Genomic DNA, 17,475 nt, shown 5'->3' on the forward strand with positions numbered 1-17,475 from the left:
CGCCCCCGGGGCATACTGGGTCCATGCTCACGCACCCGACCTTCCTCTTTACCTATGGCAACCGGCCCACCGGCTGCCATGGTCGTGCTGCTTGAGCAACTGACAAGCGACTTCCCAGGCGCCCCGGGCCGACAAGGTCCGGGGCGCCTGTCGTTTCCGGGTCCTGCCGCTCCGGGGCACCGCCACCCACTTCCCGGCGAGGAGCCCCCGACATGACCGTCACCACCGCAGACACGACCGGCGCCCGCACGACCGAGGCCGCCGGCGTGATCACCGGCGCCCGCGAGCGCATCGACGCGCTCGACGACCGCATCATCGGGTTGATCCAGGAACGGATGGCCGTCTCGGCCGTCATCCAGGAGGCGCGGATCGCCTCCGGCGGGCGGCGGGTGAACCTCTCCCGCGAGATGGACGTGCTCGGCCACTACAGGGACGCGCTGGGCAAGCCGGGCACCGCGCTGGCGATGACGCTGCTGGAGCTGTGCCGGGGTCGCATCTGAGTTCGGGCACGCTCTCACCCGTACGGCGCGTGACCGTCGCGCGGGACGCTTCGTTGGTCCCGGTGTCCGTGCCAGCCAGGGGCGGGCCCGAAAGAACCACGCGTGGCTCGCTGGGGCGATGAGACGAACGGATCGTGCCGTACGTCGTGGGACCTCGCTCCGGCAAGTGACCGGACGGCAGGGGACAGCAGCCCGGTCACCCAAGGAAACGGCCGGCTCCGGGGACGCCCGGGGCCGGCCCACGGGAACCGCCCGAGCCCAGGGCCTCCCCTCGTACCTGTGCAGCTTCACCGATCCAGCGGCGCCGACTCCTCCCCCGGCGCCGCTCTCGCACGTGTGGCGCAGGGCACATAAAAATTCTGTGAGTCCAGGGACAACCATTCACAGCGTTCACTGATCAAACACGTCGAACAGATGAACCAAGGGCCGTCCCGCGCCCCCTGCGCGGAGGCCTCCCCAGACTCGCCCCCGTGCCGCGCCCACGCGGCACGCCGGACATTCCGAGGTCTTCATGAAGCTCCGTCGCGCCATGGCAGCAGCCGCTGCTACGGCAGTGATAGCCCCCTTGGCGCTGCTCGCGGCACCCGCCGCCTACGCGACCGACGAGTCGCCGTCCCCGACCGCCACGGCCACCGAGTCCGCGCCCGAGCAGACCGAGAGCGCCTCCCCGAGCGCCACGGCGTCCGAGACGGAGACCTCGCCCGCGCCGAGCACCTCCACCTCCGCCGAGCCGAGCAAGACGGCGACCGAGTCCGCTCCCGCGCCCAGCACCTCGGCGAGCAGCACCAGCTCCTCCTCGCCGACGTCCCCGGCGCCGAGCACCTCCGCTCCCGACGCGTCGGAGAGCCCGGAGCCCGGCCCGTCCGAGTGCGCGGACGTCAAGGTCGACGTCAGCATCACCGGCCTGTCCGGCAAGATCACGGCAGGCAGCGGCTGGCACAAGTTCACGCTGAACGTGGTCAACAACTCCGACTCCACCCTCCAGGACCTGGCCTACCTGGCCGGCGCCTCCCCCGACGAGGAGGGCGCCGACCTGTTCAAGAGCAAGCAGGTCCGCCTCCAGGCCTGGAACACGGACGACAAGGTCTGGGAAGACCTCGACGACGACGGCTACGCCGTCGGCTGGGCGGGTTACACCGACGAGCTGAAGCCGGACTACGAGGTCGACGTCCCGCTGCGCATCAACGTGAAGGCCGGTGCCCCGGTCGGCGCCGGCTTCACGCTCGGGGCGACCATCTACGGCGACGCCGACAGCGAGTGCTTCGGCTACGGCGACGTGGCGTACAAGTTCCAGATCGTCGCCCCCGGCACGGACACCGACGGGACCGAGCCGCAGGAAGGCGGCAAGGCGCCCGTCACCGACCAGAAGCCCGCCGCCAACACGCCGCAGGTCACCGGCAGTCTCGCCGAGACCGGTTCCAGCTCCGCGCTGCCGATGATCGGGCTGGTCGGCGGGTTCGCCGTCGTCGCCGGTGCCGGTGCGGTGTTCGTCGTGCGGCGCCGCAAGGCCGGTGCCGAGGCGTAAGGGCTGAACCACACGGCCTGACGCACAACGCGAGAAGGACCTGCGCTCGGAGGGGGGCGCAGGTCCTTCTCGTCGTGCCGTACCCGGCCGCTACTTCTTCGGCGGCACCGCCGGCATCCCGAGGAACGGCAGCCGCAGCGCGCCGAAGGCCTCCGCCGGGACCGCCGGGGACTTGGGCTCGACGGTGGCCAGGCGTTCGTACGCCGCGCCCTGTGCCGGGCGCGGGTCCTCCTCGCCCTTGTTGGGCCAGTACGACATCGCCCGCTCGGCCTGGGCGGTGATGGTGAGGGACGGGTTGACGCCCAGGTTGGCGGAGACCGCGGCGCCGTCGACGACGGATATGCCGGGGTGGCCGTACAGCCGGTGGTAGGGGTCGATGACGCCGGTCTCGCGGGAGGCGCCGATCGGGCAGCCGCCGAGGAAGTGGGCGGTGAGCGGGGTGCCCATCAGCTCGCCGACGTTGGAACCGGCGAAGCCGTTGATCTCCGCCGCGAGGGCCGAGGCGCCGTCGGTCGCGGCCTTGATCTGCTTGGGGTTGGGCGAGCCGTGGCCCTGCCGGGCGGTGAGCAGTCCCTTGCCGACGCCACCCGGCTTCAGGTAGGTCGTCAAGGAGTTGTCCAGCGACTGCATCACCAGGCCGATGATGGTCCGCTCCGACCACTTGCGGTTCGACAGGGACCGCAGGACGCGGCTCGGGTGCCTCGCCGCGTGGCCCAGGAAGCCCAGGACGCGCGACGCGCCCGAGGCGGTGGCACCGGCGTACGGGACCTGGAGGATGGACAGGCTGCCCATCGAGTTGGAGCCCTTGCCGTACCGGACGGGCTCGATGTGGGTGTTGGCGTCCGGGTGGATGGACGACGTGATGGCGACGCCGCGCGTGAAGTCGGCCCGGGGTTCGCCGGTGGCGCTGCGGTAGCGCCGGTCGTCGGTCTGGGCGCCGACCAGGGCCTCGGAGTTGGTGCGGGTCAGCTCGCCGAGCCTGTCGGAGAGGTGGGGCAGCTGACGGTTCGCCTTCATGCGGTGCAGCAGCGTCTGGGTGCCGTAGGTGCCGGCGGCGAGGACGACGCGGCGGGCCGTGTAGGTGCGGCCGGCGCCCTTCTTCTTCCGGTCGGTGGGGAGCGTGGCCACGGCGTAGCCGCCGCGTGAGTCGTCGGTGACCGACACGACCGTGGTCATGGGGTGGACGACCGCGCCCGCCTTCTCGGCGAGGTACAGGTAGTTCTCGTTGAGGGTGTTCTTCGCGCCGTGCCTGCAGCCGGTCATGCACTCGCCGCACTCGTGGCAGGCCTTGCGGTCCGGGCCCGCGCCGCCGAAGTAGGGGTCGGGCACCTGCCCGCCCGGCTCGGTCCGCGCCGTCCCGTCGGCGTCCTCGCCGTCGCCGAAGAAGACACCGACCGGTGCCATGTGGAAGGTGTCGCCGACGCCCATCCGTTCGGCGGCGGCCTTCAGGTGCACGTCGGACGGGGTCATCGTCGGGTTGAGGCGGACGCCGAGCATGCGGCGGGCCTGGTCGTAGTACGGCGTCAGTTCCTCGTGCCAGTCGGTGATGTCCCGCCACTGCGGGTCGTCGAAGAAGGGCTTCGGCGGCACGTAGAGGGTGTTGGCGTAGTTGAGGGAGCCGCCGCCGACGCCGGCGCCCGCCAGGACCATGACGTTGCCGAGCAGGTGGATGCGCTGGATGCCGAACATGCCGAGCTTCGGCGCCCAGAGGTAGTTCTTGAGGTCCCAGGAGTTCTTGGGCAGCGACTCGCGGGTGAAGCGGCGGCCGGCCTCGAGGACGCCGACGCGGTAGCCCTTCTCGGTCAGGCGGAGGGCGGAGACGGAGCCGCCGAAGCCGGAGCCGACGACGAGAACGTCGTAGTCGTATGCGTCGTCCTGGGGCACGTCGTGGGGCACGTTGGTCTCCTCTTTGAGTTTCGCGTGCGGCTGCGTCGTGGCTGAGCGCGCAGTTCCCCGCGCCCCCGCGCCGGTCACTTGAATCGGAATGCCTTCATGAGCCGGAGACTGCGGCTCATGAACAGGGCGTACTTCTCGTCGTCCATGCCGAGCGAGGGCGCCATCGGCAGCAGCCGCTGGTGGGCGACCGTCTGTGCCTCGGTGTACTTGAGGATGCCCTCGGAGCCGTGCCTGCGGCCGAGGCCGGAGTCCTTCATGCCGCCCATCGGCGACTGGACGCTGCCGTAGGCGGGCGCGTACCCCTCGTTGATGTTGACGGTGCCGGTGCGCAGCCGGGCGGCGACGTCGCGGCCCCGCCGGGCGTTCCTCGTCCAGACCGAGGAGTTCAGGCCGTACGGCGTGGAGTTGGCGTGCTCGACCGCCTCGTCCTCGGTGGTGAAGCGGTAGACGGAGACGACCGGGCCGAAGGTCTCCTCGGTGCACACCGTCATGGGGGCGGCGACGCCGTCGAGGATGGTCGGCTCGTAGAAGTAGGGGCCGATGTCCGGGCGGGCGACGCCGCCGGCGATCAGCTTCGCGCCGTGCGCGAGCGCGTCCGCCACGTGCCGCTCGACCGTCTCCAGCTGCCGTTCGCCCACGAGCGAGCCCATGTCGGCGCCGTAGGCGAGGGAGGTGCCGAGCCGCATGGCCCTGGTGCGGGCGGCGAAACGCTCCAGGAAGGCGTCGGCGACGGACTCGTGGACGTAGAGCCGCTCGATGGAGATGCAGAGCTGGCCGGCGGAGGAGAAGCAGGCGCGGACGGCACCCGCGGCGGCCTTCTCGATGTCCGCGTCGTCGAGGACCAGCATGGCGTTCTTGCCGCCGAGCTCGAGGGAGACGCCGACGAGCCGGGCGGCGGCGCCCTGGGCGACCTCGCGGCCGGTCCGGGTGGAACCGGTGAAGGAGACGTAGTCGGCGTGCTTGACGACCTCGGGGCCGACGACCGGGCCGTCGCCGAGGACGACCTGGAAGACCTCCGCGGGAAGCCCGGCCTCGATGAGGAGGTCACGGGCCCACAGGGCGGTCAGGCAGGTCTCGGTGTCGGGCTTCATCACGACCGCGTTGCCCGCGACGAACGCGGGGAGCGCGTCGCCGACGGACAGCTCCAGCGGGTAGTTCCAGGGGGCGATCTGGCCGACGACACCGCGCGGGTGGCGCAGTTCGGTGACCTTCGTCAGGGTCGGGACGGCGCCGGTGTGCCGCTTGGCCCGCAGGTAGGCGGGGGCCTTGCGGCCGTAGTGCCGGGCGGCGACGGCGACGGCCTGGACCTCCTCGTGGGCGTGCAGGCGGGCCTTGCCGGTCTCCAGCTGGATGAGGTCGAGGACCTCGGCCTGGCGCTCCAGGACCAGGTCGTGGAAGCGGAGCAGGACGGCGGCTCGCTGGCGCACCGGAACGCGGGCCCACACGGCCTGGGCGGCGCGGGCCCGCTCGAAGGCGCCGGCCACGTCCTCGGGCGTGGACTCGGGCAGGTCGGCCAGCTTCTCGCCGGTGAACGGCGTGTGGTTGGCGGTCCGGCCGGAGCCGGCGACGCCCTTGGTGAGCTGGGCGACCAGCTCGGGGGTCACCACGTCGGCCGCGGTGCGGGCGCCCGCGGGGGCGGGGGCGAGGGGGTTCGTGCCGGTCAGTTCCGGGGCCTGCGCGTCCGTCATGAGGCGCAGGGTATGACGCCGGGCGGGCTTTGTGTACCCGTCGGTAACGGGGATTCACGGAGTACTCACACGGCGCCAGCGAACACTGGCAACAAACGCGCTGATCAGGGCGTTGTGCGGGCGCAGCGCTCAGGTGCCGTCGATGTCCAGATGGGCGACCGCAGCCCTGGCCACCTCGCGCCCCCGCTCGGTGAAGTCGCCCTTGCCCGGGTAGCTGACGGTGAGCTTGTACATGTCGCCCGCGGTGGTCCGGTAGTAGAGGATCCGCAGCTCGCGCGGACGGGGGTCCTGGCTGTCGGTGGTGGTGTAGACGACCGTGTTCTCGGCGGACTTCCGGCCCCGGTAGGTGGTCTCCCGGGGATCCGTCTTCGGGTTCTCGGGCATGGAGAGCTCGTACTCTCCGCTCTCCTTGAACTTCCCGTCGTCGTCGTACATCTCCGCCGCGGCGGACCCCGCGATGTTCCCGCCGGTGTCCTCCGCCTTCCTGTCCAGGGACAGGCCGATCCAGATGCCGCCGCTCCAGTCGGTGTACGTGACCCAGTGCTCCGCGGCGTCGTCGGACACGGTCCGCTGGTAGCCCTCGGGCACCGCCAGGGTGGCGGCGAGCTGCTTCTCGTGCGGGGTCCGCCAGCCCTCGGGCAGCGGCCCCGCGAACGGGTCCGCGACCACCAGGTACCCCGCCACCGCCGTGGCGACGACGGCCGCGGCGAGGCCGGCCCACGCCTTGCGGCCCAGCCGCGGGCCACGGCCGCCGGGCACGGGAACCGGCACGGACCGGGTGGGTGGCTGCGCGGGCGGGTTCGCGGCGGCCTCCAGCAGGGCACGCACCCGGGCGGCGTCCGGACGGCGCGCCGGGTCCTTGTCCAGCAGAGCGGTGATCACCTCGGCCAGCGGGCCCTGCGCGGAGGCGGGCGGTGCCGGCACGGCGTTCAGCACCGACTGGAGCGTGGCGGGGGTGTTGCTGCGGCGGAACGGCGAGACGCCCTCCGACGCCACGTACAGCACCACGCCCAGCGACCACAGGTCGCTCGCCGGGCCGGGACGCCGGCCCAGCACCCGCTCGGGGGCGATGTACTCGGGCGAGCCGACGAAGCCGCCGGTGTCGGTCAGAGTGGTCTCGCCCTCGATCCGGGCGATGCCGAAGTCGGTGAGGACGACCCGGTCGTGGCGGCCGAGCAGGACGTTGTCCGGCTTCACGTCCCGGTGCAGGACTCCCGCCGCGTGGGCGGCCTCCAGCGCGCCGAGGACCTCCAGGCCGATCCGGGCCGTCTCGCGCGCGTCCAGCGTGCCCTCCTGCAACGCGTCGCCCAGCGAGCGGCCCCGCACCAGCTCCATCACGATCCACGGCCGGCCGTCCACCACGGCGACGTCGTGCACGTCGACGACGGCCGGGTGGTCGAGCCGGGCCGCGGCGCGCGCCTCGCGGCGCATCCGCTCGAAGGCGTTGGCCCGTTCGCGTTCGGGAAGGTGATCGGGGACGCGGGGTTCCTTGACGGCGACCTCGCGGTCCACCGTCTCGTCCCGCGCCCGCCACACGGTGCCCATGCCGCCGTGCCCGAGCTTGGCGACGAGCCGGTAGCGGCCCGCGATCAGCCGCCCCGCACCCGGCTCCGGTGCGGGCGCCCGCACCGGTTCCGGCCCGGCGGGGACCGGTGACCGCGGGGGCACGACCTCGGCGGGGGCCGCGTAAGGGTTGCCGGGAAACGGCACGGCAGCCGGTGGGTTCGGCGGTTGCAGGACAAAACTCGTCGGCTCGTCCGCCCCGCTCCCGGTTCCCCCGTCGTCGCTCATGGACCATCCATATCGCGCCGGACGCACCGATATCCACCGCCCGTGGACGGCGGTCACAGACCCGTGACGCACCCCGGCACTTATGTCCTATTCGGTCGTGTTCGAGGACTGCGGCGCGGACGCCTGGCGGGTCACGGTGACCGTGGCGGTCGGCGGCCCGGGGGGCCCGCCGGGGGCGTCGGAGGAGGGAGCGCGTCCGGACCCCGGCGACGAGGCGGGCCGGGACGCCGACGGCGGTGTCCCGGGCACGGATGTCGTCGGCGTACCGCCTCCCCCGCCGTCGTCACCCCCGTCCGCGAGCAGCACCGCCGCCGAGATGCCCGCCCCGGCCGCCGCGGCGACCAGGAGCACCCCGAGGAGCACGCCGCGCGTGGAGTACCGCGCCCCGCCGGTGCCGGGCGGCGCGGGCGTGCGGCCCGTGTCGAGGTAGCCCCGCAGCATGCGTTCCGCCTCGGCGGCTTCCAGGCGGCGGCCCGGGTCGCGTTCCAGCAGCCCCCGTACGACGGGCAGGATCGGCGCGGCCTGTGCGGGCGGGCGGATCTCCTCGGAGACCACGGCGTGCAGGACTCCGCCCAGCGAGTCGCGGTGGAAGGGCGACGCGCCGCTGAGGACCGCGCACAGCAGCACGCCCAGCGACCACAGGTCGGACTCCGGTCCGGTCCCGGCGCCGGACATCCGCTCGGGGGCGGTGTACTCGGGCGAGCCGACGAAGGAGCCGGTCTCGGTGAGCGTGGTGGCGCCCGCCACCTGGGCGACGCCGAAGTCGGTGAGGACCACCCGGCCGTCCTCCGCGACCAGCACGTTGGACGGTTTCACGTCCCGGTGCAGGATGCCGGCCGCGTGCGCGGTGCGCAGGGCGCCGAGCAGGGCGACGCCGATCCGGGCGGCCTCGGGGGCGTCGACCGGGCCGCTGCCGAGGACACGGTCGGCGAGCGAGCCGCCCTCCACGAACTCCATGACCATGTAGGCCCGTTCCTCGTCCTCGACGACGTCGTGGACGACGATGACGTGCGGATGCCGCAGCTGTGCCACCGCGCGGGCCTCGCGCAGGGTGCGCTCGCGGCGGCGCCGGGCCTCCGCCGCGGAGAGGGTCTCGTCGCGCGGGAGCGCTTTGACGGCCACCTGACGGCCGAGCAGCTGGTCGGTCGCCCGCCACACGATGCCCATGCCGCCGCGGCCGAGCCGCTCATGGAGACGGTAACGGCCGGCGATGACACGCCCACCCGACTCCTGGGTCACCATGCGTCCCATCATGCCCCACCGGACGTACCGGCTCCGGGCCGCCGGACCGCGGGTGGCCGACAACCGACGGGCGCCGCTCTCCACCCGGCCAGGCCCCCGCCCCAGGCGCGGCGGCGGTCAGGCCGGCTTCTCCTGCCAGCTCCGCAGCAGGTACGTGAACTGGTCGCTCGTCTCCGCCCAGTCCTCGGCGGGCGAGGAGATGTAGAGGGCGTACTCGACGCCGTCCCGGGACATGTACATCTCCTCGGCGGCACGCCGCGGGCCGGGGAAGGGCATGTCCTTCGCCAGTGCCGTCCAGGTGTACTCCCACCGTGCGCTGTCGCGGTCGCGGTAGGTGGAGTGCTCCAGCGTCAGACGCTTGTACTCGTACAGGCGTTGGAGCTGCTGCTCCAGGTCGAGCTGGTGTGCGTACGGGTCGTTGAAGTCGGGCGCGGTGTCGACGGCGATGCGGACGAAGTGCTCACCGCCGTCCGGGCTGTAGTCGACCTGACGCAGATCGCCGCTGCCCGGGAGCTCCTCCCGCTCCCAGCCCGGGGGCAGGGAGAGGCTGAAACCGAGCGGGTCGTCGTGGCGGACCCAGTCGGCCGGGACGGCTCCCGTGGGCCTGCCGTCCGCGGAGGCGGAAGGGGACCCGGAGGCGGACGGGGTGGGCGACTGGCTGACGGCCGTCCCCCGGTCCGCTTCCTTCCCCTTGCCCGACGCCTGGAGCAGCACGGCGGTGGCGCCGCCGACCAGGGCGGCGACGGCGACCACCAGCGCGATCGTCCACAGGCGGCGCCGGGGCCGGGCCGGAGGAGCGGGTGGGTAGCCCATGGGGGCCGTGCCGCCGCCCGCCACGGTGCCCACCGTCGGGACCGGCGCCGGGTGTCCCGTGGCCGTCGGGCCGGTCACCGGGGGGTAGGGCGTCTGCCCGGCCGGGCCCGGGTGGGCCGGCGCCGGTGCGTGCCCGGTGCCCGCGTACTGCGTCGGCACGTACGCCTGGGCCGCGTGCGGGCGCCGTCCCTCGGCCGCCTCGGCGAGCAGGTGCTCGGCCTCGGTCGCACCGGGCCGGCCGGCCGGGTCCTTGCGCAGCAGGGCGCTGATGACGGGCGCGAGCGGGCCGGCGTGCCGGGGCTCGGTGGCCTCCTCCTCGACGACCGCCTGCATCGTGGACAGCGGTGAGGTGCGGCGGAAGGGCGACCTGCCCTCCACCGCCGTGTACAGTGTCGCGCCGAGCGCCCACAGGTCGGAGGCGGGGCCGGGGTCGTGGCCGCGCACCCGCTCGGGTGCCAGGTAGTCCACGGAGCCGACGACCTCACCGGTGCGGGTGATGGTGCTGTCGCCCTCGATCTGCGCGATGCCGAAGTCGGTGAGCAGTACCCGGCCGTCGTCGGCGAGCAGCACGTTGCCGGGCTTGACGTCGCGGTGCAGGACCCCGGCGGTGTGGGCGGCGCGCAGGGCGCGCAGCACCCACAGGCCGATCCGGGCCGCTTCCCGCGGGGCGACGCGCTCGTCCTCCTTGACCGCGTCGGCCAGCGAGCGGCCCTCGACCAGCTCCATCACGATCCAGGGACGGCCGTCGTGCTCGAGTACGTCGTGCACGGTGACGACGGCCGAGTGGTTGATCCGCGCGGCCGCGCGCGCCTCGCTCCGGGTGCGCGCCAGCAGGATGGCCTGGTCGCTCTCGGAGACGTAGTGCGCGGCGGTCAACTCCTTGATGGCGACGGCCCGGTGGAGTACCTCGTCATGAGCGCGCCACACCCGCCCCATGCCGCCGCTGCCGATGGTCTCGCCGAGCCGGTAACGGCCCGCGACGAGCCGGCCCTGCATCTGATTCACGTTGCCCCGCAATGGTCTTGTCAGGGTCAGACTAGGGACCGGGCCCCGTCCGGGGAACTGGCGGGGGGCCACCAAGACCGCTCTGTGACAGTTGTCGCTTCCTGCGCCGGGAGGCAACCATCGCGGGCCCCCGTCCGTCCCAAGTGCCGTCAGCCCGTGTACTGGTAGCTCGCCGACGCCTGTTCGTACAGCCGGGTCACCTCGTCGCGCTCCGCCTCGGGTCCGCGTACCTGCAGCACGTGGTAGCGGCCGTCGATCAGCATGGCGACGTTGCGCACGTACAGCTCGCCGCCGTCGGCGCCGGTCCAGGTGAACTGGCCCTCGGCCATGGTCCGTCCGCCCACCTCGATGGTCTTCAGCCCGCTGGAGGTGGCCCAGCTGGAGGCGCGGTAGGGCTCCAACTCGCGCTCCCTGTCACGCTGGTAGACCATCGGGTCGGTACCGAACTCGCCCGAGCCGTCCCGGCCGGGCACGACGACGAGTTCGAAGTCGCCCTTGGCGTAGACGACCTGGCCGCTGCCGTTGCGCGGGGTGCGGTTCCAGCCCTCGGCGACGGCGACCCGGAAGCCCTCCGGGTCCTTGCGCAGCGCGAACCCGTCGGCGACTTCGGGGCCGGTGGTCTGCGTCTCGGCCGAACCGGCCGACCGGGAGGGATCGGCCGCGGGCGACGACTGCCCGGGCCGGGGTTCACCGCCGGCCTCGGGGGACCGCTCGGACGGCGCCCGGCTCGTCTCGGCGGCTGCGTCCGTCCGGCCGGGGGCGCCGGCCCCGTCGGTGTCGCTCTTCGGCATGAAGAACATGGCGTACGCGACCGCCCCGGCCAGCGCGAGCAGTATCAGCAGGAGCAGGGTCCGGCCGAGGCTGCGCGGTGAACGGTCCGGTTCCCGGGACCTCTTGTGCCGTCCGTGATGGGCGGGCAGCCCGGCGCGCCGCCTGCGCACCAGCTCGCCGCGGCGGCGCACGATGGGCAGCCGGCTGGTGTCGGCGGGCGGGGCGGCGACGACGTGCAGTCCGGCGTCCGGCTCGGGCGCCGACCGCACCAGGGAGCGCAGCCAGCCGCTCAGTTCCTCGAAGTCGATGCGCTCGGTGGGGTCCTGACGCAGCAGCGACTCCACGACCGGCCGCAGCGGCCCGCACTCCTCGGCGAACGCGGGCGGCTCCGCGCACACGATCTGCACCAGCTCGGCCGTCGACTCCTCCGGGTAGGGCGCGTGCCCCTGGACGGCGCGGAAGAGCAGCGCGCCCAGCGCCCAGAGGTCGGTGGCGGGACCGATGGGCGCGGCGAGCTGCCAGTTCTCGTGCACCGGCCCGGCCTGCTCGGGGGCCCAGCGCTCGGTCACGGGTCCGACCAGGGCCATCCGTGCCTGCCGTGCCCGCTCGGCGGCGAGCGCGGTGCCCGGCCCGCGCCGGGCGGGGGTGCGGGCGGCCGGGTCGTCCCAGCCGCCGGTGGCCGGGGCGGCTTCCTGCCGCGGGGCGGGGGCCAGGGCGGCTCGGTCGTCGGCCGGTGCGGGGGCGGTGGGGGACGCGGGGTCGCCGGTCGTTCGGGGCGTGGCCCCGTGCCAGGGGGTGGTACGGACGCCGTAGGGGTCGGCGATCTGCCCGGGCGGCGCGGGTGTGCCGCCGCGCGCGCCCGTGCCGTCGTCGGGTGCGGAGCGGGCGCCGGGCAGGGCCGCGCGGCCGTCCTGCGCCTCCTGCACGCGGGCCGCGGCGCGGGCGCCGGCGCGGTAGGCGGCGATGGCCCCGGCGCGGGCGGCGCGGACGTCGCCGCCGGCGTCGCTCGCCGCGGGGGTGAAGCCGGCGGGGAGTCCGCGGGGGCCCTCCGGGCCGGTCGCCGGCAGCCCGCGCTCGCTGCGCGCCTCGATGGCGGCCCGCCGGGCGGCCTCGGGATCGGCACCGCCGGGCCCGAACACACCGGTCACGGGACCGGCACCGCCGGCACCGAACGACTCTGTCTCAGGTCCTGCTCCCCCGCCCGGATCGAACGTCCCGGTCGCGGGACCGGCACCGCCCGGCCCGTAGCCACCGGCGTCGGCACCGGCCTCCGGATCCGCACCCCCCGGCCCCAAGGCGCCGGCGCGGGTGCCCCGAGGGCTCCGCGCCCCGGCCCCCTGCCCCGTCGGACCGGGGCCCAGCGCCCCCGGTGCCTCCCCGCCGGGACCCGGCGACATCGCCTGGCCTCCCCGCCCGGGGGGAGGCGCCTCACCCTCCGGGGCGGGGACGGGGTCGTAGCCGCACAGCGCTTCCTCCGCCGCCCCGACCGCCAGGCCGGTCAGCATCACGCGCCCGTCGTCGCAGACCAGCACCGTGCGGGCGGTGATGTTCCGGTGGACCCAGCCGTAGCCGTGCAGCACCCGCAGCGCCATGAGGACGTCGGAGGCGACCTCGGCCGCCCGGTACGGAGTCAGCGGCTGCTCGGTGAGCAGGGCGGCCAGGGGCCGCGCGGCCACCAGCTCGCTGACGATCCACAGCGAGCCGCCCTCGGCGAAGACGTCGAAGACCTGGTCCAGGCGTGGATGGTCGGGAACGGCGGCCGCGGCCTGCGCGGCCTCGACGGCACGCCGCACCACGGGGTCGGCCGGTCGCCTCGTGCCGCCCCGGGGCGCCTGGGCCCGCCCGCCGGTGCGCCGGGCGCCGCGGTCACGGGCCGTGAAACCGTCGGGCAGGCCGTCCGCGTCGAGGACCTCCGCCTCGACGACTTCCGGCAGCGGCACCTGACGCACCAGGACTTCCTGGCCGCTGTAGGTGTCGAAGGCCCGGCTCTCGGTCAGCTCGTACTCGTCGGAGGGCGGCAGCGGCAGGCGGTAGCGGTCGGCGAGCACCCGACCCGCGTAGTCGTCCACGTTGCCTCCCCCGGCAGCCCGGTCGTCGGTACCGGTCGGTCAATTCCGTTCGCCTCGCGGGCCGTTCCGGCTGCGTACGGTCCGCAGGCATTCACGATACGTGCCGGAGGCAACCCGCAAAGAGGGGATGCCGGATCTCGGACCGATCGAACCCGGGCCCGCGGGACTCAGGACTTGGGCGTGAAGGTCTTCGTCAGCGTCTGCCAGTTGTCCCGGCGCTGGTCACTGTCCCAGTCGGCGGCCTTCGCCGTGTACATGAGCGCGTAGCCCTGGTGGTCGTCGACGACGAAGCCCCGGTCGACGGTGCGGTACGCCGTGCCGCCGTCCTGGTAGGTGAACTCCCAGTCGGCGGCGTTCCAGCCGCGGTAGCCCACCTTCTCGATGCGGATCTTCTTGTACTGCGAGCGCACCATGTACCGCTCCTGGTTCCGCCAGTCGGCGACCGGGTCGTCCTTGGGCGTGGACGTCCAGGCGACCAGCAGCTTCTGCCCGCCGGGTCCGGTGAACCGGTCGCCGGCGGTGCCCGAGGACTGGAACTTCCATCCCTTCGGGAGCCCGATGGAGTAGCCCTGGCCGCCCCGGTGGGTGGCGGCCGCGCCGTCGTCCTTGCCCGCGTCGTCCCCGCCGTCCGCGCCGTCCCCGTCGTTGGCGCCGCTCCCGGCGTCGCCGGAGGCGCTCGCGGAGGGGCTGCCCGAGGCGTCCGAGGAGGCGCCCCCCGCCGGTCCGGAGGCGGAGCCGTCGGTGCGGGGCCCGCCGGTCCCGTCCTGCCCGGTGTCACCGCTCGCGGAGCCGGTGGCCGCGGTGGTGCCGCCGCCCGGCTCCTTGGCCGTGTTGTCGTCGCCGCCGCCGAGGGTGAGGGCGAGCACGGTGCCGAGGACGGCGAGGGCGACGATCACCGCGATGATCACGAGCGTCCGCTTCGGCACCACGTCGGTGAGCGGCGCGCGGGGCGCCGGGCGGGGCGGCAGGTCCGGCGGCGGCATGACGGGCCAGCCGGAACTGCGTCCGCCCGAGCCGGTGTCCGGTGTGCCGGTTCCCCGGCCGGCCCCGGCACCGGAGGCCGCCGCCCGGCCCGGTGAGGCCGCCGGCCCGGCGGAAGCCGAAGCGGCGGTGGCCGCCGCGGAGCCCGGCCGGGACCGGTCGCCGCCGGGCTCGGTGCGGGACGTGGCCGCGGCACCCGCGCCCGCGCCCGCGGCGGCCTTGCGCACGGAACGCAGGGCTCCGCGCAGCCGCTCCCCGGCCTCCTCCCGCTTGCCCGCGCCGCCCGCCGGCCCGCCCCGCCGCGTGCGCTCGTCCGGCTGCGCCGGCAGCGGTACGACCTTGGTGGCGTCCATCGGTTCGTCCGCGGGGGCCGCGGGCGCGTGGATGACCTTGTTGAGCATCGCGCGGGCGCCCGCGTCGTCGAGCCGCTGGGCGGGGTCCTTGGTGAGCAGCCCGTAGATGACGTCCCGCAGCGGTCCGGCGTTCTTCGGCTCCTCCAGGTTCTCCGTCATCACCGCGGTGAGCGTGGCGATCGCGGAGCCCTTGTCGTAGGGCGGGGTGCCCTCCACCGCCGCGTACAGCAGGCCGCCGAGCGACCACAGGTCGGCGGCCGGGCCGGGCTTGTGGCCCCGGGCGCGCTCCGGGGAGATGTAGGAGGGGGCGCCGACGAGCATGCCGGTGGAGGTGATGGACGGGTCGCCCTCGACCTGGGCGATGCCGAAGTCGGTGAGCACGACCCGGCCGTCCTCGGCGATCAGGACGTTGGACGGCTTCACGTCACGGTGCAGGATGCCCTCGCGGTGCGCGGAGCGCAGCACGTCGAGGACGGCGAGACCCACCTCGGCGGCGCGCTTGGGCTCCAGCAGGCCGTCTTCCCGGATGGCCTCGGCGAGCGACTTGCCCTCGACGAGTTCCATCACGATCCACGGCCGGTCGTCCTCCTCGACCACGTCGTAGACCGTCACGGCACTGTTGTTGCGGATCCGCGCGATCGCCTTGGCCTCGCGCAGCGTGCGCGTGATCAGGCGGCGCTTCTCCTCCTCGTCGATGTTCCCCGGGAACCGCAGCTCCTTGACGGCGACCGTGCGTCCGAGGGTCTCGTCCTCGGCCCGCCACACCGTCCCCATGCCGCCGCGGCCGAGCACGTCTCCCAGCCGGTACCGCCCGGCGAGGAGACGTGCGCTCTTGTCCGTACGGGATGTCCCCGCCCGCTCCGCCTCCGACATGCGTCCCCTCATGCAACCCGCCCTGACAGAGCCTTCATTGTCTCTCACCCGACAAGTGCTCGACGCCCAGGGTGCCTCTCGTGCCGCACCCCCGCCCGGCGCGGCGCGGGGCCCGGGGAACGACGCGTTCCGCGGGCCCCCACGAGCGGCACGGCGACGCGTCGCGCGGCGTACTGACCCCGCGTCACCGGGTCCGGGTGCCCGCCTACCGGGGGACGATGTCCGGCGCCCCGAGCCGGGCCGCGTCGGCGGTCAGGTCGTCCGGCTGGCGCTGCGACTCCCGCTCGGCCTCGACCCGCTTCTCGTAGTGCTGGACCTCGCGTTCGATCTGGTCCTTGTCCCAGCCCAGGACCGGTGCCATCAGCTCGGCGGCCTCGCGGGCGCTGCGGGTGCCCCGGTCGAAGGTCTCGATGGAGATGCGGGTGCGCCGGGTCAGTACGTCGTCCAGGTGCCGCGCGCCCTCGTGCGAGGCCGCGTAGACGATCTCGGCGCGCAGGTAGTCGTCGGCGGCGTGCAGCGGCTCGCCGAGCGAGGGGTCGGCCGTGACGAGCGCCAGCAGTTCCTCCGCCAGGGCGCCGTACCGGTTGAGCAGGTGCTCCACGCGGACGACGTGCAGTCCGGTGCGCGCGGCGATCCGCGCCCGCGCGTTCCACAGGGCGTGGTAGCCCTCGGCGCCGAGCAGCGGCGTCTCCTCGGTGACGCAGTCGGCGACCCGCATGTCGAGCCCGTGCACCGCCTCGTCCACGGCGTCCTTGGCCATCACCCGGTACGTCGTGTACTTGCCGCCCGCCACGACGACCAGCCCCGGCACCGGGTGGGCGACGGTGTGCTCGCGCGACAGCTTGCTCGTGGCGTCCGACTCGCCGGCCAGCAGCGGGCGCAGCCCGGCGTACACGCCCTCCACGTCGTCGCGGGTGAGCGGCACGGACAGCACCGAGTTGACGTGGTCCAGCAGGTAGTCGATGTCCGCGCTGGAGGCGGCCGGGTGCGCCTTGTCGAGGTCCCAGTCGGTGTCGGTGGTCCCGACGATCCAGTGCCGCCCCCAGGGGATGACGAACAGCACGGACTTCTCGGTGCGCAGGATCAGGCCGGTGGTGGAGTGGATGCGGTCCTTGGGCACGACCAGGTGGATGCCCTTGGACGCCCGGACGTGGAACTGGCCGCGCTCGCCGACCAGCGACTGGGTGTCGTCGGTCCACACGCCGGTCGCGTTCACGACCTGCTTGGCGCGGATCTCGTACTCGCCGCCCCCTTCGACGTCCTGCACGCGCGCGCCGACCACGCGCTCGCCCTCGCGCAGGAAGCCGGTCACCCGGGCCCGGTTGGCGACCGGGGCGCCGTACGCAGCGGCCGTGCGCACCAGCGTGGCCACGAACCGGGCGTCGTCCATCTGGGCGTCGTAGTACTGGAGGGCGCCGACCAGCGCGTCCTTCTTCAAGGCGGGCGCCACCCGCAGAGCGTGACGTCGGCTCAGATGCCGGTGCACGGGCAGGCCCCGGCCGTGACCGCGGGCCATCGACATCGCGTCGTACAGCGCCACGCCCGAGCCGGCGTACCACCGCTCCCAGCCCTTGTGCTGCAGCGGGTACAGGAACGGCACCGGCTTCACCAGATGCGGCGCGAGCCGCTCCAGCAGCAGTCCGCGCTCCTTCAGCGCCTCCCGTACGAGCGCGAAGTCGAGCATCTCCAGATAGCGCAGGCCGCCGTGGATCAGCTTGCTGGACCTGCTGGAGGTGCCCGACGCCCAGTCGCGCGCCTCGACCAGCCCGGTGGACAGGCCGCGCGTCACGGCGTCCAGGGCGGTGCCCGCACCGACCACGCCCGCGCCGACCACCAGCACGTCCAGTTCACGCTCGGCCATGGCCGCGAGAGCCTCGGCGCGCTGCGCCGGTCCCAGTGTCGCTGTCCTCACTGCTGCCTCCCGCTGTCGGTCGCGTCGGCCGCACCGTCCGGCGAAGCCCGGTTCCG

Annotated in this window: 10 protein-coding genes; 2 read left to right on the top strand and 8 right to left on the bottom strand. The window is 74.1% G+C overall.

Annotated elements, in window-relative coordinates; all coding sequences use genetic code 11:
- The first annotated feature begins 212 nt into the window (after nt 1-212).
- Nucleotides 213-500: a chorismate mutase gene (locus tag ACGF3H_RS21795; RefSeq protein WP_362489511.1), complete on the top strand. Its 288-nt coding sequence runs from the start codon at nt 213-215 to the stop codon at nt 498-500.
- Nucleotides 501-1,011: 511 nt separating this feature from the next.
- Nucleotides 1,012-2,025, top strand: a complete 1,014-nt coding sequence (locus ACGF3H_RS21800) for an LAETG motif-containing sortase-dependent surface protein (protein WP_393584994.1) — start codon at nt 1,012-1,014, stop codon at nt 2,023-2,025.
- Between the two features lie 90 nt (nt 2,026-2,115).
- Here the strand turns inward: ACGF3H_RS21800 and ACGF3H_RS21805 are convergent, their stop codons facing one another.
- The 8 genes from ACGF3H_RS21805 to ACGF3H_RS21840 all read right to left on the bottom strand — a co-directional run bounded on the left by ACGF3H_RS21805 (nt 2,116) and on the right by ACGF3H_RS21840 (nt 17,419).
- Entirely contained in the window at nt 2,116-3,921 is a 1,806-nt protein-coding gene (locus ACGF3H_RS21805) for a GMC family oxidoreductase N-terminal domain-containing protein (protein WP_393584996.1), read from the bottom strand.
- Between the two features lie 74 nt (nt 3,922-3,995).
- On the bottom strand, nt 3,996-5,609 hold the full coding sequence (locus ACGF3H_RS21810; RefSeq protein ID WP_362489507.1) for a succinic semialdehyde dehydrogenase: 1,614 nt from the start codon (nt 5,607-5,609) through the stop codon (nt 3,996-3,998).
- Between the two features lie 129 nt (nt 5,610-5,738).
- On the bottom strand, nt 5,739-7,400 hold the full coding sequence (locus tag ACGF3H_RS21815; protein WP_362489505.1) for a protein kinase: 1,662 nt from the start codon (nt 7,398-7,400) through the stop codon (nt 5,739-5,741).
- 87 nt (nt 7,401-7,487) lie between these two features.
- The gene (locus ACGF3H_RS21820) at nt 7,488-8,651 is read right to left on the bottom strand and encodes a serine/threonine-protein kinase (RefSeq protein ID WP_362489667.1); all 1,164 of its coding nucleotides are present in this window, start codon (nt 8,649-8,651) and stop codon (nt 7,488-7,490) included.
- A 108-nt stretch (nt 8,652-8,759) separates the two neighbouring features.
- Nucleotides 8,760-10,451 (bottom strand): serine/threonine-protein kinase, encoded by a 1,692-nt coding sequence (locus ACGF3H_RS21825; protein ID WP_362489665.1) that lies wholly within the window; start codon nt 10,449-10,451, stop codon nt 8,760-8,762.
- 158 nt (nt 10,452-10,609) lie between these two features.
- Nucleotides 10,610-13,300: a protein kinase gene (locus ACGF3H_RS21830; RefSeq protein WP_362489503.1), complete on the bottom strand. Its 2,691-nt coding sequence runs from the start codon at nt 13,298-13,300 to the stop codon at nt 10,610-10,612.
- 167 nt (nt 13,301-13,467) lie between these two features.
- Entirely contained in the window at nt 13,468-15,507 is a 2,040-nt protein-coding gene (locus ACGF3H_RS21835; RefSeq protein WP_362489664.1) for a serine/threonine-protein kinase, read from the bottom strand.
- Between the two features lie 205 nt (nt 15,508-15,712).
- Nucleotides 15,713-17,419: a glycerol-3-phosphate dehydrogenase/oxidase gene (locus tag ACGF3H_RS21840; protein ID WP_362489501.1), complete on the bottom strand. Its 1,707-nt coding sequence runs from the start codon at nt 17,417-17,419 to the stop codon at nt 15,713-15,715.
- Between the last annotated feature and the right edge of the window lie 56 nt (nt 17,420-17,475).

Origin of the sequence: Streptomyces sp. NPDC048185 (assembly GCF_043202495.1) — a bacterium.
In the GTDB taxonomy this organism is placed as follows: Bacteria; Actinomycetota; Actinomycetes; order Streptomycetales; family Streptomycetaceae; genus Streptomyces.

What these genes read in the sequence shown, in the direction of transcription:
- ACGF3H_RS21815 (WP_362489505.1), bottom strand. Translation starts at nt 7,400, where the DNA reads ATGAGCGACGACGGGGGAACCGGGAGCGGGGCGGACGAGCCGACGAGT.
- ACGF3H_RS21825 (WP_362489665.1), bottom strand. Translation starts at nt 10,451, where the DNA reads ATGCAGGGCCGGCTCGTCGCGGGCCGTTACCGGCTCGGCGAGACCATC.
- ACGF3H_RS21810 (WP_362489507.1), bottom strand. Translation starts at nt 5,609, where the DNA reads ATGACGGACGCGCAGGCCCCGGAACTGACCGGCACGAACCCCCTCGCC.
- ACGF3H_RS21800 (WP_393584994.1), top strand. Translation starts at nt 1,012, where the DNA reads ATGAAGCTCCGTCGCGCCATGGCAGCAGCCGCTGCTACGGCAGTGATA.
- ACGF3H_RS21820 (WP_362489667.1), bottom strand. Translation starts at nt 8,651, where the DNA reads ATGGGACGCATGGTGACCCAGGAGTCGGGTGGGCGTGTCATCGCCGGC.
- ACGF3H_RS21795 (WP_362489511.1), top strand. Translation starts at nt 213, where the DNA reads ATGACCGTCACCACCGCAGACACGACCGGCGCCCGCACGACCGAGGCC.
- ACGF3H_RS21835 (WP_362489664.1), bottom strand. Translation starts at nt 15,507, where the DNA reads ATGTCGGAGGCGGAGCGGGCGGGGACATCCCGTACGGACAAGAGCGCA.